The following is a 20,387-nucleotide window of genomic DNA, read 5'->3' as shown; positions in this document are numbered from 1 at the left end:
CGCATGGCGTGGATCTACTGCGGGGCGCCCGGCGCTACTGCGCATCCCGCAGCGCGCCCAGGAAGGCGCGCAGCGAGGCCGGCTTGATCGGCTTGGTCAGCACGCGGTAGCCGCGTTCGCGCGCCATCCGCTTCAACTCGTCGCGACCATCGGCGGTCAGCAGCGCGCCGGGCAACGGGTAGCCCGCAGCCTCGCGAAGTGCCACCAGCGCATCCAGGCCATCCATGCGGTCGTGCAGGTGGTAGTCCACCAGCATCACCTGCGGGCGCTCGGCGATCTTCTCCAGCGCCTGGTCGACGGTGGCAGCGGTGATCACCTGCACCTGCCAACGGCCAAGCAATGCACGCATGCCGTCGAGGATCTCCTCATCGTTGTCCACGCACAGCACGCGCAGGCCGGCCAGCGAATCGCTGCGTACCGGTGCAGCCACCGCCTGTACCGGCGTGGCCAGCTCGGCGTAGCCCGGCAACGGCGCCACACGCGGCAGGATGATCGAGAACATCGAGCCGCTGCCGACGCGGCTGCGCGCATTGAGGCGATGGTCAAGCAGGCGCGAGATGCGCTGGCAGATCGACAGGCCCAGCCCCAGACCCTGCTCGCCCCAGTCGAACGGCTGCTGGTAACGGTGGAACTCATCGAAGATCTGCCGCATGTGGTGCTCGGGAATGCCGGGACCGGTATCCCATACCTGCAGCTCCACTTCGTCGCCACGATGGCGCACCGCCAGCACGATGCGCCCCTGGCGGGTGTAGCGCAACGCGTTGGCCAGGAAATTCTGCAGCACGCGGCGCAGCAGGCGGCGATCACTGCGTACCCACGCCGGGCGCGCGAACAGGTCCAGGCGCAGGCCACGACCGGCGGCGACCGGCGTGTACTGCGCCGCCAGTTCGCGCATCAACGCACTCACGTCGAACTCGCCGATCACCGGGTGCAGGCCACCGGCATCCAGCCGCGACACGTCCAGCAGGCCATCCAGCAGCTCTTCGGCCGCGCGCAGCGACGCATCCACGCGTTCGGCCAGGTGCTTCTGCTCATCGCTCACGTGGTCGCTGTCACGCAACGCCGAAGCGAACAGGCGCGCGGCGTTCAGTGGCTGCAGCACGTCATGGCTGATCGCTGCCAGGAAACGCGTCTTCGACTGCTGCGCGACCTCGGCCTCGTGCGAGCGCTCGGCGACGCGCTGTTCCAGCGTCTCGTTGGCTTCCAGCAGTGCTTTTTCCGCGTGCTTGTAGTCGGTGATGTCGTTGTAGCTGGTCACGTAACCGCCGCCGGGCAGCGCCTGCCCGCGCATCTCGATCACCTTGCCGTCGCTGCGGGTGCGCTCGAACACGTGCGGTGAACCGGCGCGCATGTAGCCGATGCGGCGGTTGATCTGCACTTCGATATCGCCCTCGCCCAGTTCGCCGCGCTCGGCGTTGTAACGGATCAGGTCGGCCACCGGGCGGCCCACGTAGAGCATCCCGTCGGGGTAGCCGAACATGTCCTGGTACCGGCGGTTCCATGCGGTCAGGCGCATGTCCGGATCGACCACGCTGACCCCGGCGCTGATGTTCTCCAGCGTGGTCGACAGGATCTCGCGGTTGAAGCGCAGCTCCTGCCCGGCTTCGTCCAGCACTGCCACCACTTCGCCCAGGTCCATGCCCGAGCCACGCAGCAGGCTGGTCAGCAACAGGCGTGCGGATGCCGCGCCGATCGACGCGGCCAGCAGGCGTTCGGTGAACTGCACCCACGGGCGGTCTGCAGGCGCGGAGGATTGCAGTTCACGGCCCAGCGACTGCGCCTGCTCGAAGAACGAACGCCGCGCATGGCGCTCGCCGACCACGCGCGAGGCCAGTGCCAGCAGATCGCCCACATGCACGTGGCCGGGCCAGCCGCCGGCCACCGACGGGCGTTCGGCATACGGGTCGAGGAACGGTGCTGCGCGCAGGCGCTCGTCCACACCGGGTCGCCAGCGTGCGGACACCAGCATCATCGTCGCCGCGTTGACCAGCAGCGACCAGAACGTGCCATGGGTCAACGGGTCCCAGCCGGTCATGCCGAACAGCTGCTGCGGACGCAGCCACTCGATGCCGAACGGACCGTGCTGCACCCAGGCGGCATCAACCCAGCCGGCCATGGTCATCGCCGGCAGCAGCAGCGTGTACAGCCATGTCGCGAAGCCGAGCAGCATGCCCATCTCGACGCCACGCCGGCTGGCGCCACGCCAGTACAGGCCGCCGATCAGGCCCGGTGCGAACTGCGCCACTGCAGCGAACGCCATCAGGCCGTACGACGCCAGCGTGCTGTCGTTGCTGCTGGTGCGGTAGTAGCTGTAGGCCATCAGCGCCAGCAGCAGGATCGCCAGGCGGCGGATCCACAGCACGCGCGAGGCGACGTCGGCGGCTTCCTGATGGTCGCCACTGCGGCGCAGCAGCACCGGCATCACCAGGTCGTTGCTGACCATGGTGGCCAGCGCGATGGACGACACGATGACCATGCCGGTGGCCGCCGAGAAGCCGCCCACATAGGCGATCAGCGCCAGCGCATTGCGGCCTTCGGCCAGCGGCAGGGCCAGCACCATCGAATCGTCGGCGACGCTGCCGCCGGTGCCGAACAGGGTCACGCCGGCGGTGGCGATTGGCAGCACCATGCCCGAGATCAGCACAAGATAGCCACCGAACATCCAGCGCGCGCGGCGCACATCGCGCACGTCACCACATTCGACCACGGCCACGTGGAACTGGCGCGGCAGGCAGATGATGGCCAGGAAACTCAGCAGCGTCTGCGAGATGAATCCCACCGGCGGCAGGCCGGTGAACAGCGTATGCACCGACTCGACCACCGCGTCGGTGCGGTTGCTCAGCCACAGGTAGGCGAACACGCCCACCGCCACCATCGCCAGCAGCTTGATCACCGATTCGAAGGCGATCGCCAGCATCATGCCGTGGTGGTGCTCGGTGGCATCGACCTGGCGGGTGCCGAACAGGGTGGCGAACAACGCCATCAGCAGCGCCACGTACAGCGCCGGATCGGTGAAGAAGCCGGTCGGGCCGGTGTTGCCGGTCAGTACCTGCAGGCTCATCGCCACTGCTTTGTACTGCAGCGCCAGGTACGGAATGATGCCGATCAGCGCGATGATCGCCACCAACGCCGCCAGCCGCCGCGAACGGCCGAAGCGCGAAGAGATGAAATCGGCGATGGAAACCACGTTCTGGCTGCGCGCGATCAGCGCCAGGCGCTCGATGATGCGCCAGCCGAACAGCAGCAGCAGCAGCGGGCCGATGTAGATGGGCAGGTAACCCACGCCGTTGCGCACGGCGGTGCCGACCGCGCCGTAGAAGGTCCACGACGAGCAGTACACGGCCAGCGCCAGGCTGTAGACCACCGGTCGCAGCCACGGCCGGTCGGGGTACATCGGCCGACGGTCGCCCCACCACGCCACGCCGAACAGCAGCGCAGCATAGGCAACCGAGACCAGCAGCAGGATCCAGCTGGAGACCACGCGTGCGTTTCCGTCGGAAGAACCCGCAGTGTAGGCCAGGCGTGGCCGGGGGTGCGGGCTCGTTGGGGGCAACCGCCCCCACCAGGGTGGGGGTCTACGCGGTGCGGGCCACGACCGTTGGTCGTGGCCGGCTTCTTACTGGGCCGGCACGCCCATTTCCTTCAGCAGTTCCGGCGCCGGGTAGACCTTGGCTAGCAGCCAGCGCAGGTAGCGCATGTCCACGTGCACGGCGCGCTTGTAGCGCGGGTCGAACCACCAGCTGGCGCTGACCGACTCCCAGTTGCTGTCGAAGTTCAGGCCGATCAGTTCGCCCTTGGCGTTGAGCACCGGCGAGCCGGAGTTGCCGCCGGTGGTGTCCAGGTTGGTCAGGAAGTTGACCGTCTGGGTCTTCAGCGCCGGGTCGGCAGTGCTGCCGAAGTCACCCTTGGCGATCGCGGCCAGCAGCGGCTTGGGTGCATCGAACGGATAGGCGTTGGTGTTCTTCTCGACGATGCCGGCCACGGTGGTCACCGGCGAGTAGGTCACGCCGTCGCGCGGGTGCAGTGCCTCGACCTTGCCGTAGCTGATGCGCAGGGTGCGGTTGGCGTCCGGGTACACCGCACGGCCCTGCTTGGCACGCCAGGCGAACAGCGCCTGCATGTACGCCGGGCGCAGGCGCAGCTGCTCGCCTTCGCGGGTCTTGCTCTCGTTCTCGATGCGCAGCTGCGCGGCCACCAGCGGGCCGGCCACGGCGATCAGCGGATCGGCGGCAAGTGCCTTGCCCTCGCGTGCGGCAGTGAAGCGCGACAGGCGCTGCGCCTCGTCACCCAGCTGGGTGCCGGCATAGAGGGTGTCCAGCGCCTTGGCCAGCTGCTCCGGGGTACGGCCGAAGGCCGCGTCGAACTCGGCCACGCGCTGCGCGTCCGGCAGCTGCTGGTAGCGGGTCAGCAAGGTGGTCAGCAGGGCCTTCTCGACCTCCGGTGCGTAGCGGCGCTGGACCTGCTTGAGCACGCCTTCGATCATCGCCTGGTCGCGCTGCTGGTAACCGCTCTCGCGCTGCGCGTCAGGCTTGGCCGATTCGATGCGCAGGCGCTCCAGCAGCAGCGCAGAGCGCAGCAGCTGGCTCTGCGCGGCGATCTGGTCCAGCAGCAGGTCACGCTCGCCCACCGCCGCACCCTGCGACAGGTTGGCCAGCAGCGCCTTGATGTCGCCTTGGTACTTGCGGTCGGTCGCGGCCAGCATCGCGGTCTCGTCGGCGGCACGCTGGGCCTTGGCGTCGCTGCGCAGCAGGCCTTCCAGTTCGCCAGCGGCGCGCTTGCGGTTGTTCTTCAGCGACTGCAGCTGCGAGGCATAGCGGGTACGCGCCTGCGCGTCCTTGGCGGTGGCGGCCTCGATGGTGTCGATCATCTGCTGGAACACCGACACGCGGCGCGGCAGCACGGCATCGATCTGGCCGGCGAATTCGGCCGCGGTACGGTGGCGGTAGGTGATGCCCGGGTAACCGGCCAGCATCGCGTAATCGCCTTCCTTCGGGCCTTCCACCGACATCTGCAGGTGCGCCGGTGCCTGGTAGGGCACGTTGTCCTTGCTGTAGGCGGCCGGCTTGCCGTCCTTGCCGACATAGGCGCGCAGCAGGGTGAAGTCGCCGGTGTGGCGCGGCCACATGAAGTTGTCGGTCTCATCGCCGTAGTTGCCGATCGCACGCGGCGGCGCATACACCAGGCGCACGTCGCTTAGTTCCAGCTGGGCGATGCGGTAGAAGTCGGTGCCGTAGTACATGTTGGCCACCGAGCAGCGCACGCTGCCGTCCTTCTCGCACTCGGCCACGATCTGCTTGCTGGCCGCATCCACCGCATCGTAGTAGGCGCGACCGGTCTTGCCACGCGCCTGCGCCAGCACCTGGTCGGTCACCTTGTCGAAGCCGACGGTGACCAGCACGCGGAAGTCCGGGTTGGCCGGACGCTCGTCGGCACGGTCCTTGGCGATGAAGCCACCGTTGATCAGGTCGTGCTCGGGCGAGCTGTTGTACTGGATCACGCCCATCGCCACATGGTGGTTGGTCAGCAGCAGGCCGTCGGCGGACACGAACGAACCGGTGCCGCCACCGGCGCGCACCACCGCGCTCAGCGGCGGCGCAGTGACGTTGGCCAGGTCGGCCGGATTGCCCTTGAAACCGGCTGCCTGCAGCGGCTTGGCCAGTTCCGGCAGCTGGGTCGGCATCCACATGCCTTCGTCGGCATGGGCACCTGCGGCGAGGGTCAGGCCCAGGGCCAGGGCGACAGGAAGGGTTTTACGGGCAGACATCGGCGTTTCCGGCAATACAGAACAGCCGGGGACCATAGCCGCTGGGGGCCGATGGGGCAACGGCCGATGGTTGGGGGCACCGATGCTGGCTAGAATCAGGCACGGATACCAGGGAAGGACCGATGATCGCAGGAATCGATCTGGGCACCACGCATTCGACAGGGCCATCTGCCGCCGAGGCGCTTGCCGACCGCATCGTCCGCAACGGTCAGCAACGCGATCCGGCAGACTTCGCAGCCTGGCTGCAGCAGTCCCCGGAACTGCAGCCCCCTGCGGATGCTGGCGCGGTGAACCTGGCAACCTGGCAACGGCTGATGAAGGGCACTACACCGTTCCCGCAAGCGAGCTTCGAGCAGCTGGCCGACCGCTTCCAGTGGTATGACCGGGACAGTATCCGCGAGTGCTACGACATGGCCGCCCTCGGCCACAGCATGCACCTGTGCTGGTTGCTGGTGCCAGGCAACGAGACCGCGCTCGCCCGTTACATGCATCTCGAGAATGCGCCGGTTTCGGTGGTGCAGGCCCGCACCCGTGTCGCCCGGCTCAGTGGCCCCTGGCACCCACTGCGCGCGCACATCCAGGCGCTGTCCGCGCGCACGCGGCACGAAATGCGTGAAACGCTGCATTACCTTGTCGGCGTGCCTGTGATGGCGCACGTGGCGCTCCCACCGCCATTGCAGCGCAGGCAGGTCATGTTCTGGGCGGCCGCATGCGACGCCCTGCACCATTCCGTGCCGTCACGCAGACGCTTCACGCGGCGAACGGTCGCTTTGGCACTGCTTCTGACGTGCGCCCTGCTGGCCACCATCGCAATCCTCCGCGGGGCATTTTCCAGCTCCCCCGGCAATGCACACAGTGATCGTTCAAGCCTGCAGCCCCCACACGAGGCAAACCCATGAGCAACTGGATGGACCTGCTGGAGCGCGCCAAATCCACCGACCCGCAGCCTTTCGCGGTGTACCTGCAGGGCCTGCGCAGCCAGTGGTCCTTGGACGAGCGCGCTGAAGTCAGTGCCAGGGTGCTGCAGGCGCTGCGCGCGCGGCAGGCGCCCATGAACCTGTCCGAAGCCGCGGCGCTTTACCAGGCCTTCGGCTGGGACGACGCGGGCTGCGGCCTGGCACCAGGCGAACTGCGCGAGCTGGCCGAACACGCCTGGCAGGACTGGCTGCAACTGCCCGCGCAGACCGATCTGCTGGCCCAGCAGATGGAGGCGCGTGGCGGGCGCTGGACCAGCCACGATGACGCTGCCAGCCGCCTTCAGCAGCTGCGCGAACCGCGTTCGCACCTGCGCAACCTGATGTCCGCGCTGCCGCTGCGCGTGCCGCGCCAGGCCGCAGCGTTGATGGACGTACTGGGCTGCCAGGAGGACCGTCCTCTGCCGCCCGGCATCGATGCGGGCCAAGCCCGTTTCTGGGCCGGCGCCAGCGATGTCACCCGCCTCACCGCGGCACAGTTGTCATTGCTGCGTGCACTGCTGGCAAGCGTGGCGCTGACGTTGATGGCCTTCATCGCGTTGGCCACCACCCAGATCGCCAGCACGCTGCTGCCCTACCAGTCGGAAGAGCAGCGCAGGGCGATCGTGCTGGGCACGGCAGCGCTGGCGCCACTGCTCGGCACGCTGCTGGCCATTGGCCTGCGTCATCTGTTCGTCTGGCAGAGCGCCCCTGAAGACCCGTCCGTGCCGCCTTCCCGGCTGCGTTGGCTGACCCTGCCGGTCGCCTGCGCAGCCATCGCAGCGGTCGGTACCGCCGTCTACCTGTGGGTGCCCTCGCCTTCGCTGTGGTTGGCACCGCTGTGCTGGCTGCTGGCCTGGACCGTGCTGGCCACGGCATGGATCCGCTACCAGCTGCGCCGGGGCAAGCCCGCCCGCATGGAATTGCCAGTGTCATTCCTGGTGATGCTGTCCGTGCTCAGCGTGCTGCCGGCGCTGCTGGGTGCGCTGCTGCTGTGGAGCATGGACCTGTCCGGGCACCGCCAGCGGCTGCGCCGCAGCTGAAGATGCCGGGGGTCGGACCCTCTCAACGAAAGGGCACCGCCCCCGACCCGGTCATTTCTCCCGCCGCCAGTTGATCGACCCACGGTTTTCCACCGTGCTCGATTCCACTTCCACGTCGAAGCCGCGACGCAGCAAGTATTTCAGCGTGATCACCGAACCGGCACCGACCAGCGACACGCCGTAGCCGACGTACAGCTTGGGCGAGATGTACTTGCCGACACCGATCACCGAGCCGCCCAGCGCGCGCGACTGGCTCACACCGGCGTCGTCCAGGCCCAGCTTGGCGCCCAGCTGCGAAGCCAGCAGGCCGCTGCCGGCCGAGAGCGCCGCGGAAGCCGCGTTGACCTGCTGGGTCTGGTCGCTGCTGGCACCGGTCAGGCTGCGGCCCAGCACCAGGTAGGCCAGTGCTTCGGACTGCGACATCGCCGGATCGGACCACACGTCCGCACGCGGTTGCTGCGCACGCCCGGTCACGTCGATGCCGGCGGTGACATCACCGATCCGGCGCTCGGCACGGATGTTGATGCGCGGGTCGGACACCGCGTTGTAGTTCCAGGTGAGGTTGCCACGGGTGATGGTCAGGTCCTGCCCATACGCCTTGTAGCGGCCACTGACTTCCAGCCCGCCATTGGCGGTCATTTCGCGGCCAGGCTTGGCCCAGACCTGCATCTTGCCGGTCAGCGCACCCTTCAGGCCGAAGCCGGTCATCTTCACCTTGTCGCCAAGGCTGACGGTCAGGTCCATGTCCAGCGGCGAGGTGCGCGACTCCTCCGGATCGGCCGGGTCCAGCACCACCACGTCTTCGGACACCGAGGTGCCACGATCCAGGCGCTCAAGGTCGATGTCGGCCTCGGGCACGTGCACGGTGCCACGCAGCTCCATCGCCGCCTTGGCCAGGGTGAAGTCGAGGTTGGGATTGGCGACGATGCGCAGCTCGCTGGTGTTGGACAGCAGCACGTTTTCGCCGTGGATCTTCAGCTGCAGCGGCTGTGCATCGCCAAACCAGGACAGGCCACCATCCACGTACAGCGTGCCCTGACCAGAGTTGGCCTGCGCGGTGATCTTGGCCGAACCGTCGGGCTGCGCCACGAAGCTGCCCTTGCCCTGGTCGAAGGTCAGGCCCAGCGCGGGGAATTCACCCTTGAAGTTGCTCAGCTGCGCGTCGCCACCCAGCGACGGCTGGCCACGCGTACCACGCAGGCTGACGTGGCCCTCGATCAGGCCGGTCGGTCGCACGATGTCCGGCGAGAACAGCTCCAGCCAGTACAGCCGCGACATGTTGAGGTAGAGCTCGCCGTTCAGCGGTGCACTGGCTTCCCAGCCGGTCTGCATCCTGGCATCGACGAAGCCGTTGCCCTGGAAGCCCATGCCCAGATAGCCCTTGATGCTGGCCGGGGTCATGTCGAGCTTGAGCGAGAACTGGTCATAGCGCACCAGCTCGCCGCGGGTGGTGTCGCCCACGGTGTTGCGGTTCTCACCCAGGCGCACGCCGCCTTCCTTCGAGCGCACTTCCACATGGCCTTCCCATGCATTGCCGCGCGGGCGGATCTGCGCGTCCAGGCTGACATCGCCACGCAGGTAGATGCGACGGCCGGACTGCGGTGGCAACCACGGCTGCACCAGCGCAAGCGGCAGTGCATCGCTGCGCACCACCAGGCCCTCGCGCGGCCAGTTGGCCTGTGCGCACAGCGTGCCGCTGCTGGTCGCGGCCAGGCAGGCTTCGCCCAGGGTGTAGGTGCTGCCGTTGATCGCGAACGCCGCCGGTGCACGCAGCGACCAGGCATCGCCCTTCACCGGTGCGATGCGCAGCGCGGCCAGCTCGCCACGCCACTGCGCGCCCTGCTGGCGGACGCTGCCCTGCAGCTCGATCGCGCCCATCTCGTTGCGGGTCTGCGCGGCCAGGCGCAGGTTGGAGACACTGCCCTGCGCATCCACGTTCAAGCGTTCCAGCAGCATGCCGGCATTGACCTGCTGGCCCTGGATCGCCAGCGTGCCGCTGTCGCCGCGCCACGGCAGGTGGCCCTTGATGCTCACGCTCTCGGCGCCGTAGCCGTCCCAGTTGAGGTTGTTGCCGACCAGGTCGGCGGTGATGTCCGGCGCATCGCGCGGGCCCTTCACCTGTACCTGGCCACGCAGGCCGCCATCGGCGCCCGGCAGCAGATCGCTCAGCTGCAGTGGCTCGAAGCGTGCATCGATGTCGAGGCGATCACCGACCTTGCCCGACGCGGTCACCCGGCTGCTGCCCAGCGACAGCTTCAGGTCACCCTGGCCCTGCGCGCCCTGCAGCGCGAACTTGCCCTGCGCGTCGAGGTTGCGCTGGCGCAACACGCCCTTCAACGACGGCAGATCGACCGTGGCTTCGAGCGTGCCGGCGGTACCCGGCGGTGCGTTTGCCGGCGGCGGCAGCTGGCGGCCCTTGGAGGCCAGGTTGCCGGACAGGCGGCCATTCCAGCCCGGCACGAAATAGCCGGGGTCGAAATCCTTCAGCGTGGCCTTGGCATCCCAGTCCAGCTGCGGTGCCCACGCCACCTGGCCTTCCACCTGCAGCTGGCCACCCGGCGTCTGCGCCTGCAGCTGGTGGATCGACGCGGCCTGATCGTTGCCGCGCACGTCGAAGTGCAGCTGCGCCTTCTGCGCGTCGCGCTCGACCTCGGCGCGGCCGATCGCCGCCCAGGCCTTCAGGGTACCGGCCAGACCGAAGCGTGCTTCCTTCAGGGTGACCGGCACCGGTGCGCTGCCGGCGGTGTTCGGATCGGGCGCCGGTACGTAGGTCAGATCATGGGCGACCACCGAGAAGTTGAGCTTCTGCTGGTCTTCCTGGCTGAAATCGGCGGTGCCTTCCAGGCGCACCTCACCGCCAAGCCCCTTCACCAGCAGCGGTGAGACCTTCAGCACCTGGTCCTTCAGCGACACCACCGACGGTGCCAGTTCCAGTGCCTGATCGCCCTGCTTCACCTTGCCACGCAGGTTGGCGTTGCCGCCCTTGCCGGCGGCGGTGAAGTCCAGTGCCAGTGGTGCGATCGCCGAGCTGGCCAGTGCCGGCGACAGCAGCGCCAGATCCAGCTCGTCGCTGCGGATGCTGGCGCTCCAGCTCGGATCGGTGCGGCCATCGAACACCAGCATCGCGTGCAGCGGCTTCGGCGCGCGCCCAGCTACGGCCACCTCCATGTGCGACAGGTCGCCACGGGCGACCAGGCCGACGGTGGCGGCCGTGCGGCCACGCGGCGCCGGCAGCACTGCGGTGACGGTCACGTCGGTGTCGTAGTCCTTGGCCGGGATATAGCGGCCCTGGGCAGTGAAATTGCCCATGTCGCTGTCCACCACCAGTTTGTGCGCCTGGAACTCGCCGTTGGCGATCTCGATGCCGCCACGCACGCGGCTGATGTCGATCACCGGCTCGTTGGCCTGGCTGATGCGGAAGCCATCGATGGCGATGGCATCGGCCTGGATCGCCAACGGCATCTCGATCTGCGGCAGCGAATCCGGCCACGACGGCAGCTTGAACGGCTCGTCACTCTTGGCCAGGTTCAGCGTCGCGTTGGTCAGCTCCAGCTTGTCCAGCAGCAGCTTGCGGCCCAGCAGCGGACGCAGGTCCGGCTCCAGGTGCGCGCGCTCGGCGTGGAAATGGATGTCGTCGTAGCGGAAGTCGACGTTGTACAGGGTCAGCGGGCCGGCCACCGGGCCGTCCACCTTGTCCCAGGTGAAGCTGGCGCCCACCGGCAGCCGCGCCACCACCTGTGCCAGCAGCACGTCACGGCCGGCCACGGTCTGCAGCAGCCAGTAGACCGCCAGCAGGGCCAGCAGCACCAGGCCCAGCACGCCCACACCCGACCAGGCCCAGAAGCGGCGGCGGCGGTAGAAGCGCACGCGCGGCGGCGTGGTCGGGTTCGGAGTGGGTGCGGGCGTACTCACAGGTCCGCTCCGATGTTGAGGTACAGCTGGAACTGCGAATCGGGGTTGTTCAAGCCATGCGCGATATCCACGCGCACCGGACCCACTGGCGATTTCCAGCGCACGCCGAAGCCGACGCCGGTGTGCAGATCAATGGTGTTGTCGAAGGCGCTGCCGGTATCGACGAACACCGCCGCACCCCAGGGGCCACCATTGAAATAGTGCTCGTACTCGGCCGAGCCGATCACCAGGTTCTTGGCACCCAGCGCGTATTTGTCCGGTGCAGGGGTCCGCGGGCCCACCTCGCGGTAGGCATAGCCGCGGATGCTGCGGTCACCACCGGCGAAGTAGCGCAGGCTCGGCGGCATCGCCACCAGATCGCTGGTCCAGGTGGTGCCACCCTCGCCGCGCAGGATCAGGCGGTTGCTTTCGCCCACCGGGATGTACCAGCGCAGCACGGCATTGGCCTGCACGAAGCTGGTGTCCGAGCCGGCACCTTCAACGCCGGCACGCATTGTCGCGGTACCGCTGATGCCCTTGCGCGGGAACAGTTCGTCATCGACGTTGACGTAGTCAGCGACCAGCTGCGGGTAGACCAGCGTCGAGGTGTTGTAGACCGCGTCGGTGAATTCGGTGCCGGAGGCATAGCGCCAGCGCTCGCGCAGCGCGTTGATCGAGGCGATCGCGGTCCAGTGTTCGTTGATCTCGCCGCTGCGGCTGGCGATCAGCTTGAAGTTGCGCAGGTCGATGTAGTCGGTCTGCTCGTCATACGCACTGGCAGCGAAGGTGTACCAGCCATCAAGCCAGTTGAAGGCCGGAATGCGGTAGCTGGTGACCAGGCTCTTGCGCTTCTGCGCATAGTCCAGCTGCGTGTTCATCTTGTGGCCGCGGTTGTTCAGCCACCGCCGTTCGATGCCACCGCGCACACCCGGGCCACTCTCGCTGCCGTAGCTCAGACCCGCGGTGTAGATGGTGCGCTTGGCACGGGTCAGCTTCACATCCACTGGCACTTCACCATTCGCATCGGCCTGGTCGGGCCGCGGCTGGATGTCGATCACGCTGAAATAGTCCAGCTTGGTCAGCGACTCGCGCAGCCGGTCCAGCTTGCCCTCGTGGAAGTAGCTGCCCTGGTCCCAGTACACCAGCGGGTCGAACAGCTTGTCGACGAAGTAGTCCTGCTCGAAACGCACCGGCCCCATGTTGTAGCGGCGACCGCTGTCCCAGGTCAGGTCGATGTCGGCGGCGTTGTCGGCACGGGTGATCTGCACCTGGCGCTGGGTGTAGTCGGCATCGAAATAACCACGCTCCGCCAGGCGACGGGTGACGGTGATCTTGCTGGCTTCGTACTGCGTGTGCTCGAAACGCTGGCCCTTGCGCGGCTTGAACGCGGCCAGGTCGTCCTGCAGGTACTGGTCGTACATCGCCGGTCCGGTGATGTCGATGTGCTCGCGGCGGACGGTCACCGGGGTGCCCTTGTCGACATGGATCAGCACGCGCACGTGCTCGTCCTCGCGCGGCGCCTCGACCTTGATCACCGGGTTGTAGTACCCGAACGGTTCCAGTGCTTGGCGGGTCTGCCGCTCGGCCTGCGACAGCAGGTACTCCAGGCGCGATTCGCCCTGTTCCTTGCCGATCGTGTCGTACAGCGACAGCGATTCCTGGATGTTCTCGATGATTGCGGCGTCGTCGCCCTTGTCCAATCCCTTGATGTCCACCTTGTCGATGGTGCCGCGCGCGTGGACCACAGAGGTGGCGGCCAGCGACAGGACCATCAGCGGCAGGGCGTATTTCTTTGGCTGCATGCGGCACAGCATACCGACCGAAGGTGACGATGCGAAATGCATCACGTCATTGGGGATCGGTTGTTAAGTGGCGGTCAAAATACGCGCCTTTGTGGCGATCATCGTGATCGCAGGCGAGGATGCCGGCATCGTGCGCGATGCCGGCAATGACCCCGATGGACATCCACCGGCACTACCGGTGGGTGCCAAGCTTGCTTGGCACTACATCTCAGCTCGACAGATGCTCGATTGCCGCGACCTTGCCCAGGCGCTCGCCCAGCATCGTCAGCAGCGCCAGGCGGTTGCCACGCAGCGCCGGATCTTCCGCGTTGACCATCACGCCATCGAAGAACGCGTCGACCTGCGGGCGCAGGCGCGCCAGGCGCGCCAGCACGGCCACGTAATCCTTCTGGTGGAGGCTGGCGCTGGTGTCGTCGATGGCGGCGGTGACCGCTTCGGCCAGCGCGCGCTCGGCGTCTTCCTGCAGCAGCGCCGGGTCGATCTGGCCGGGAATCTCGCCTTCGGCCTTGCGCAGGATGTTGCGGATGCGCTTGTTGGCCGCGGCCAGCGCTTCGGCTTCCGGCAGCGCGGCGAAGGTGCCGATCGCATCCAGGCGGCGGTCAAAGTCATACAGCGAGGCGGGCTTCAGCTCGGCCACGGCGTTGAAGTGCGTGGCCGGCACGCCCTTGTCAGCGTAGTAGCCCTTCAGGCGGTCAAGGATGAAGTCGTACAGTTCGCCGATGTCGGCCTGCACGTTGCGCGCGGCCAGGCCGGCGTTGGCACTGGCCAGCAGCGCGCGCAGGTCCAGCTCGAAGCCGCTTTCGATGATCGTGCGGGCCAGGCCCAGCGCGTTGCGGCGCAGGGCGAACGGGTCCTTGTTGCCGGTCGGCTTCAGGCCTGCGGCGAAACCACCGGCCAGGGTGTCCACGCGTTCAGCAATCGCCAGCACCTTGCCCAGCGGCGACAGCGCGATGTCGTCACCGCCGAAGCGCGGCTGGTAGGCCTCGTCGATGGCCAGCGCCACCTCGGCCGATTCACCGCCGGCCACGGCGTAGTGGCGGCCGGCGATGCCCTGCAGTTCCGGGAATTCGTTGACCATGCGCGACTGCAGGTCGTTCTTGGCCAGCTGCGCGGCGCGCTTGGCCTGCGCGGCGTCAGCGCCGACCTGCGGCGCGATCACTTCGGCCAGGGCGGCCACGCGCGCCACCTTGTCGGCCACGCTGCCCAGCTTGGCCTGGTAGGTCACCGTCTTCAGGCCGTCGCCCATCGATACCAGGCCCTGCTTCAGGTCCTCGTCGAAGAAGAACTTGGCATCGGCGAAACGCGGACGGATCACGCGCTCGTAGCCCTTGGCCACTTCGGCCACGTCCCTCGATTCGATGTTGGCGATGCCGATGAACTTCTCGGTCAGCGTGCCGCTGTCATCCAGCACCGGGAAGAACTTCTGGTTGATCTCCATCGTCTCGATCAGCGCTTCCTGCGGCACCGCCAGGAACGCGCGCTCGAAGCTGCACAGCACCGCCGACGGCCACTCGACCAGGTTCACCACCTGCTCCAGGTTGTCGTCGGTGATGCGGGCGCTGCCACCGGCCTTGGCCGCAGCGGCCTCGACCTCGGCGACGATGCGCGCACGGCGCTCGCTCGGATCGACCAGCACGAACGCAGCGCGCAGGGCTTCAACGTAGTCCTGCGGCTGCGCCAGCGACACGGTCTGGTCGTGGTGGAAGCGGTGGCCACGGCTGACGCGGCCAGCCTGCAGGCCGAACAGTTCGGCTTCGACCACGTTGGCGCCGTGCAACAGCACCAGCCAGTGCGCCGGGCGCGCGAAGCCCCAGGCGTGGTCGCCCCAGCGCATCGGCTTGGGAATCGGCATTGCCGCGATCGCCTCGCGCAGGATCTCCGGCAGCAGGCTGGCGGTGCTCGCGCCCGGGGTCACCGCGCGGTGCACGAAGCGCTCACCCTTGTTGTCGGTGGTCTTTTCCAGCGCGGTCCAGTCGATCCCGGCCTTGGCGGCGAAACCCTGCAGGGCCTTGGTCGGCTGGCCTTCGGCGTCCAGCGCGATGTTCAGGTACGGGCCCAGCACTTCGCTGTGCTGCTCAGGCTGTTCCAGGCCGACGCCCGGCAGCAGCACGGCCAGTCGGCGCGGGGTCGACAGCGGGCGCGCATCGCCCAGTTCCAGCGCGATGCCGCGCTTGCGCAGGCCTTCGACGACTCCGTCGAAGAACGCCTGGGCCAGGCCCGGAAGCGCCTTGACCGGCAACTCCTCGGTGCCCAGTTCGATCAGCAGGGGGGACAGTTGGCTCATCGGTTCGATCCTGTGATGGGGGCGCAGCGCGCAACGCGTCCGGCGCCCCGGAAGTTGAGAGAGGGAGGGAGCGGCCGTCAGGCCTTCTTCGCGCCCGGGAAGCCCAGCTTCTCGCGCTGCTCGTAGTACGCCTTGGCCACCGCCTGGGCCAGCGCGCGCACGCGCAGGATGTAGCGCTGGCGCTCGGTCACGCTGATCGCACGGCGTGCATCGAGCAGGTTGAAGGTGTGGCTGGCCTTCATCACCTGCTCGTAGGCCGGCAGCGGCAGGTTCACTTCCACCAGCTTCTGCGCTTCACGCTCGCAGGCGTCGAAACGGTGGAACAGCTCTTCCACGTCGGCGTATTCGAAGTTGTAGGTGCTCTGCTCCACCTCGTTCTGGTGGTAGACGTCACCGTAGGTCACCGGCTGGCCGTCCGGGCCGTAGGTCCAGACCAGGTCGTAGACGTTGTCGCAGTTCTGCAGGTACATGCACAGGCGCTCGAGACCGTAGGTGATCTCGCCCAGCACCGGGCGGCATTCCAGGCCACCGGCCTGCTGGAAGTAGGTGAACTGGGTCACTTCCATGCCATTGAGCCAGACTTCCCAGCCCAGGCCCCAGGCGCCCAGGGTCGGCGATTCCCAGTTGTCTTCCACGAAGCGCAGGTCGTGCACCAGCGGATCGATGCCCAGTGCCTTCAGCGAATCCAGGTACAGCTGCTGGATGTTGTCCGGCGCCGGCTTCATCGCCACCTGGTACTGGTAGTAGCGCTGCAGGCGGTTCGGGTTCTCGCCGTAACGGCCGTCGGTCGGGCGTCGCGACGGCTGCACGTAGGCCGCGTTCCAGCTTTCCGGCCCGATCGCACGCAGGAAGGTGGCCGGGTGGAAGGTACCGGCACCCACCTCCAGGTCGAGCGGCTGGATGAGCACGCAGCCCTGCTGGGCCCAGAACTGGTTCAGGGTCTGGATCAGGCCCTGGAAGGTGATCGGAACGGTCGGGGTCGCGGACATGCGTACGAGTCTTGGCCGGCAAGGGGGTGCGCTAGTATAACGGCCGACCTGCGGGGCATTCCGTACCCGGGAGGAGCAGGCAGATGGAACATCGGCTGCCGGCAGGCACGCCCGGCGAGGCGGGCGGCGTCCCGCTGCCCTGGGGACGGCTGCATTTCGAGCAGATTGCCGCGGCCCTGGTCGCCGATGACCTGGTGGCCGAGCAGGACCGCGAGCGCATGCGGTTTTCCGCGCAGGGCGCACGCAACGCCAGTGAAGTGCATCCGCTGGTACTGCTGTCCAACCTCAAGCTGGCCGCCACCGGCGGCGGCGAACTGACCCTGGAGCGCCTCACCGAGTGGCTGGCCCGGCGTACCGGCAGCCGCTACCTGCGCATCGACCCGACCCGGGTCGACGTCGCCGCGGTGACCGCGCTGGTCTCCCACGCCTACGCGCGCCGCCACCGTTTCCTGCCGCTGGCGGTGGATGCCGAGCGCGTGCTGGTGGCCACCAGTGAGCCACTGGTGCAGGAATGGCGCCGCGACCTGCAGCACCTGACCCGCCGCCGCATCGAACTGGCGGTGGTCAACCCGCTGGACCTGCACCGCTACACCATGGAGTTCTACGGGGTGACCCGCTCGGTGCGCGGCGCCCGTGGCGACGTGCGTGGCGAGGCCAACACCACCCTGCCCAGCTTCGAGCAGCTGGTGGAGCTGGGCCGCACCGGCGACGTCAATGCCGACGACCAGCACATCGTGCACATCGTCGACTGGCTGCTGCAGTACGCCTACGAACAGCGCGCCTCGGACATCCACCTGGAGCCACGCCGCGAGATGGGGCGCATGCGCTTCCGCATCGACGGCGTGCTGCACAAGGTGTTCGAGGTACCGCCGGCGGTGATGACCGCCGTGGTCAGCCGCATCAAGGTACTCGGCCGCATGGACCTGGCCGAGCGCCGGCGCCCGCAGGACGGCCGCATCAAGACCCGCTCGCCGGGCGGCCGCGAAGTCGAGATGCGCCTGTCGACCATGCCCACCGCCTTCGGCGAGAAGTGCGTGATGCGCATCTTCGACCCCGATGCTGCCTTCAAGAGCATCGACCAGCTCGGTTTCAGCCCGCAGGAAGCGGCCGGCTGGAATGCGCTGGTCGAGCGCCCGCACGGCATCGTGCTGGTGACCGGCCCGACCGGCTCGGGCAAGACCACCACCCTGTATTCCACGCTGAAGCGGCTGGCGACGCCGGACGTGAACGTCTGCACAGTAGAGGACCCGATCGAGATGATCGCGCCCGAATTCAACCAGATGCAGGTGCAGACCAACATCGACCTGGACTTTGCCAGCGGCGTGCGCACCCTGCTGCGGCAGGACCCGGACATCATCATGATCGGCGAGATCCGCGACCTGGAAACGGCGCAGATGGCGGTGCAGGCCTCGCTGACCGGCCACCTGGTGCTGTCCACCCTGCATACCAACGATGCGCCGTCGGCGGTCACCCGCCTGCTCGACCTGGGCGTGCCGCATTACCTGCTGGCCAGCACCCTCAACGGCATCCTCGCCCAGCGCCTGGTGCGCACGCTGTGCCCGCACTGCAAGCAGCCGCACAGCCTCGGCGCCGCCGATTGGGCGGTGCTGGCTGATAGCCATGCTGCATATCCAGATGCCGCCACGCCCTGTCGGCCGGTCGGTTGCCTGGAGTGCCGGCGCACCGGATTCCTTGGCCGCATCGGGCTGTATGAGTTGCTGCCATTGGGCTCGCGGCTGCGCGGGCAGATCCGTGCCGACATGGATCTGGCCGGTTTCAGCCGGGCCGCACGGGCTGAAGGGCTGCGAACCCTGCGCCAGGCCGGGCTTGAAAAGGTGGCGCAGGGGCTGACTACAATCGAGGAAGTCCTGTCAGTCCTGCCGCCCCCGGATGAACCCAGCCCCGTTCCTGATCCTTGAAACCGGCCGCCCGGTACCGTCGCTGCGACGCTACGGGCGCTTTCCGCACTGGATCCGGGTCGCCGCCGGGCTGGAAGAACACGAGACGGTGGTGGTCGATGTCGAACACGGTGGCGCTCTGCCCGACCCACATGCGTTCGCTGGCGTGCTGGTGACCGGCTCGGCCGCCTTCGTCACCGACCACGCCGAATGGAGTGAGCGCAGCGCCGCATGGCTGCGCCAGACCGCCCACGACGATCTGCCGGTGTTCGGCATCTGCTACGGCCACCAGCTGCTGGCACACGCGCTGGGTGGCGAGGTGGCCTACAACCCGGCCGGGCGGGAATCGGGCACGATCGAGCTGGAACTGCAGCCGCAGGCGGCGCAGGACCCGCTGTTCCAGGGCCTGCCGCAGCATTTCGCCGCCCATGCCACCCATCTGCAGACCGTGCTGCGCGCACCTGATGGCGCCGAAGTGCTGGCACGCTCACCACTGGACGGCTGCCATGCCTTCCGCTGGGGCCGCCAGGCCTGGGGCGTGCAGTTCCATCCGGAATTCGCCACCCACCACATGCGCGGCTACGTGCGCGCCCGTGCCGACTGCATCGGTCGCCACGGCGGTTGTGCCCGCAGCATCGAGCGTGCGGTCAGCGCCGCGCCGCTGGCCCGCCAGCTGTTGCGCCGCTTCGTCCGCCAGGCGCGGCTGTCTTCAGCCCAGCCGGCGGCAAAACAGGGATAATCGGCGGCACGGGCAGCCGCCCGGCCCCTCCTGTCCTTCCCGGATGTCCATGAAAGAGATTCGCAAGCTGCCGGCTTCGGCGGGCGCCCAGTGGTTGCTGGATACGTTCTCGCTGTACCGGCGTGCGCCGCTGCAGCTGGCCCGGATCGGCCTGACCTGGCTGCTGGTGAGCTGGGTGGTGACCTTGCTGTCGACGCTGATTCCCGGCGCCGCCGGCATGGCCGTACAGCTGATGACCCTGTCCATCTCGCCGATCATGTTCGGCGGCATGCTGTATGCCGTGGGCGAGATCGACGAAGGCCGCCCGGGCCTGGCCTCGCACCTGCTGCAGCCGATCCGCGACCACCGCGTCAGCCACCTGCTGGTGCCGCTGGCGATCCAGGTGCTGGCGGTGCTGCTGCTGGGCGCGCTGCTGTTCCTGATGATCGGCCGCGAGGGCTTCACCGCCTTCAGCGAGGTCATGACCAAGATGGAAGAGATCAGCCGCAGTGGCCAGCAGATCAAGCCGGACGATGCAGCGGCGCTGGTCGCCAACCTGCCGGCCAAGCGCATCGCGCTGTGGATGCTGCTGGTGTTCCTGAGCGCGGTGGCGCTGTCGCTGGCGATGTTCACCCAGCCGGCGCTGGTGGTGTTCGACAAGCAGAGCGGCATGCATGCGCTGCGCCTGAGCCTGCAGGGCTGCATCGAGAACATCGGCGCGATGTTCGTGTTCGCCGCACTCGGCCTGATCGCCGCGTTCTGCATGTACATCCTGTTCGTGATCGTGATCCAGATCGCGATGCTGATCGGTGGCCCGCTGGCCGCGGCCTTCATCGCCCAGCTGGTGCTGACCACGGTGCTGATGCCGCTGTATGTCGGCGCGGTCTACGCCGCGTGGAAGCAGATGTTCGTGCACCGCGGCAGCCGCGCGGCGCCGCCGATTCCGACCACGCCGACCTCGAGCGACGTGTTCCACGCCTGACCGGCCCCACCGGTAGCGGGGGGGGGGGGGGGGGGGGGGGGGGGGGGGGGGGGGGGGGGGGGG

General features: G+C 68.0%; 11 protein-coding genes. 5 read left to right on the top strand and 6 right to left on the bottom strand.

From position 1 onward, the window contains the following. Positions 1-34: 34 nt before the first annotated feature. Both ACTJJM_RS19030 and ACTJJM_RS19025 read right to left on the bottom strand, forming a co-directional pair. A complete protein-coding gene (locus ACTJJM_RS19030) occupies positions 35-3,481 on the bottom strand; it encodes a hybrid sensor histidine kinase/response regulator (RefSeq protein ID WP_049480339.1) in 3,447 nt (1,148 codons plus the stop codon). A gap of 135 nt (positions 3,482-3,616) precedes the next feature. Beyond that, positions 3,617-5,764, bottom strand: a complete 2,148-nt coding sequence (locus ACTJJM_RS19025) for a S46 family peptidase (RefSeq protein ID WP_440865886.1) — start codon at positions 5,762-5,764, stop codon at positions 3,617-3,619. Between the two features lie 122 nt (positions 5,765-5,886). On the opposite strand from ACTJJM_RS19025, the gene ACTJJM_RS19020 reads away from it, so the two are divergent. Continuing rightward, complete coding sequence (locus tag ACTJJM_RS19020) at positions 5,887-6,663, top strand: hypothetical protein (RefSeq protein ID WP_312384801.1); 777 nt, start codon at positions 5,887-5,889, stop codon at positions 6,661-6,663. Then, positions 6,660-7,760 (top strand): hypothetical protein, encoded by a 1,101-nt coding sequence (locus ACTJJM_RS19015; RefSeq protein WP_126560662.1) that lies wholly within the window; start codon positions 6,660-6,662, stop codon positions 7,758-7,760. The genes ACTJJM_RS19020 and ACTJJM_RS19015 overlap by 4 nt, the downstream gene beginning before the upstream one ends. A 51-nt stretch (positions 7,761-7,811) precedes the next feature. Here ACTJJM_RS19015 and ACTJJM_RS19010 read toward each other — a convergent pair whose 3' ends face one another. The 4 genes from ACTJJM_RS19010 to glyQ all read right to left on the bottom strand — a co-directional run bounded on the left by ACTJJM_RS19010 (position 7,812) and on the right by glyQ (position 16,726). Further along, the gene (locus tag ACTJJM_RS19010; protein ID WP_100447105.1) at positions 7,812-11,672 is read right to left on the bottom strand and encodes a translocation/assembly module TamB domain-containing protein; all 3,861 of its coding nucleotides are present in this window, start codon (positions 11,670-11,672) and stop codon (positions 7,812-7,814) included. Continuing rightward, positions 11,669-13,465: an autotransporter assembly complex protein TamA gene (locus ACTJJM_RS19005; RefSeq protein WP_082587830.1), complete on the bottom strand. Its 1,797-nt coding sequence runs from the start codon at positions 13,463-13,465 to the stop codon at positions 11,669-11,671. Before ACTJJM_RS19005 ends, ACTJJM_RS19010 begins: the two co-directional genes overlap by 4 nt. Positions 13,466-13,661: 196 nt before the next feature. After that, entirely contained in the window at positions 13,662-15,737 is a 2,076-nt protein-coding gene (gene glyS, locus ACTJJM_RS19000; protein WP_440865885.1) for a glycine--tRNA ligase subunit beta, read from the bottom strand. A gap of 77 nt (positions 15,738-15,814) precedes the next feature. Then, complete coding sequence (gene glyQ / locus ACTJJM_RS18995) at positions 15,815-16,726, bottom strand: glycine--tRNA ligase subunit alpha (RefSeq protein ID WP_019337946.1); 912 nt, start codon at positions 16,724-16,726, stop codon at positions 15,815-15,817. 83 nt (positions 16,727-16,809) lie between these two features. On the opposite strand from glyQ, the gene ACTJJM_RS18990 reads away from it, so the two are divergent. Genes ACTJJM_RS18990 through ACTJJM_RS18980 form a run of 3 tightly spaced genes read left to right on the top strand, consistent with a single transcriptional unit; the run spans position 16,810 to position 20,324 of the window. Further along, on the top strand, positions 16,810-18,645 hold the full coding sequence (locus ACTJJM_RS18990; RefSeq protein ID WP_049413208.1) for a GspE/PulE family protein: 1,836 nt from the start codon (positions 16,810-16,812) through the stop codon (positions 18,643-18,645). After that, positions 18,617-19,363: a glutamine amidotransferase gene (locus tag ACTJJM_RS18985; protein WP_010482408.1), complete on the top strand. Its 747-nt coding sequence runs from the start codon at positions 18,617-18,619 to the stop codon at positions 19,361-19,363. The genes ACTJJM_RS18990 and ACTJJM_RS18985 overlap by 29 nt, the downstream gene beginning before the upstream one ends. A gap of 49 nt (positions 19,364-19,412) precedes the next feature. After that, positions 19,413-20,324: a BPSS1780 family membrane protein gene (locus tag ACTJJM_RS18980; RefSeq protein WP_440865884.1), complete on the top strand. Its 912-nt coding sequence runs from the start codon at positions 19,413-19,415 to the stop codon at positions 20,322-20,324. Positions 20,325-20,387: the final 63 nt, after the last annotated feature.

It is taken from the genome of Stenotrophomonas sp. 22692 (assembly GCF_052045015.1).
In the GTDB taxonomy this organism is placed as follows: domain Bacteria; phylum Pseudomonadota; class Gammaproteobacteria; order Xanthomonadales; family Xanthomonadaceae; genus Stenotrophomonas; species Stenotrophomonas geniculata.
This window is presented reverse-complemented; position numbering and strand designations above follow the sequence as displayed.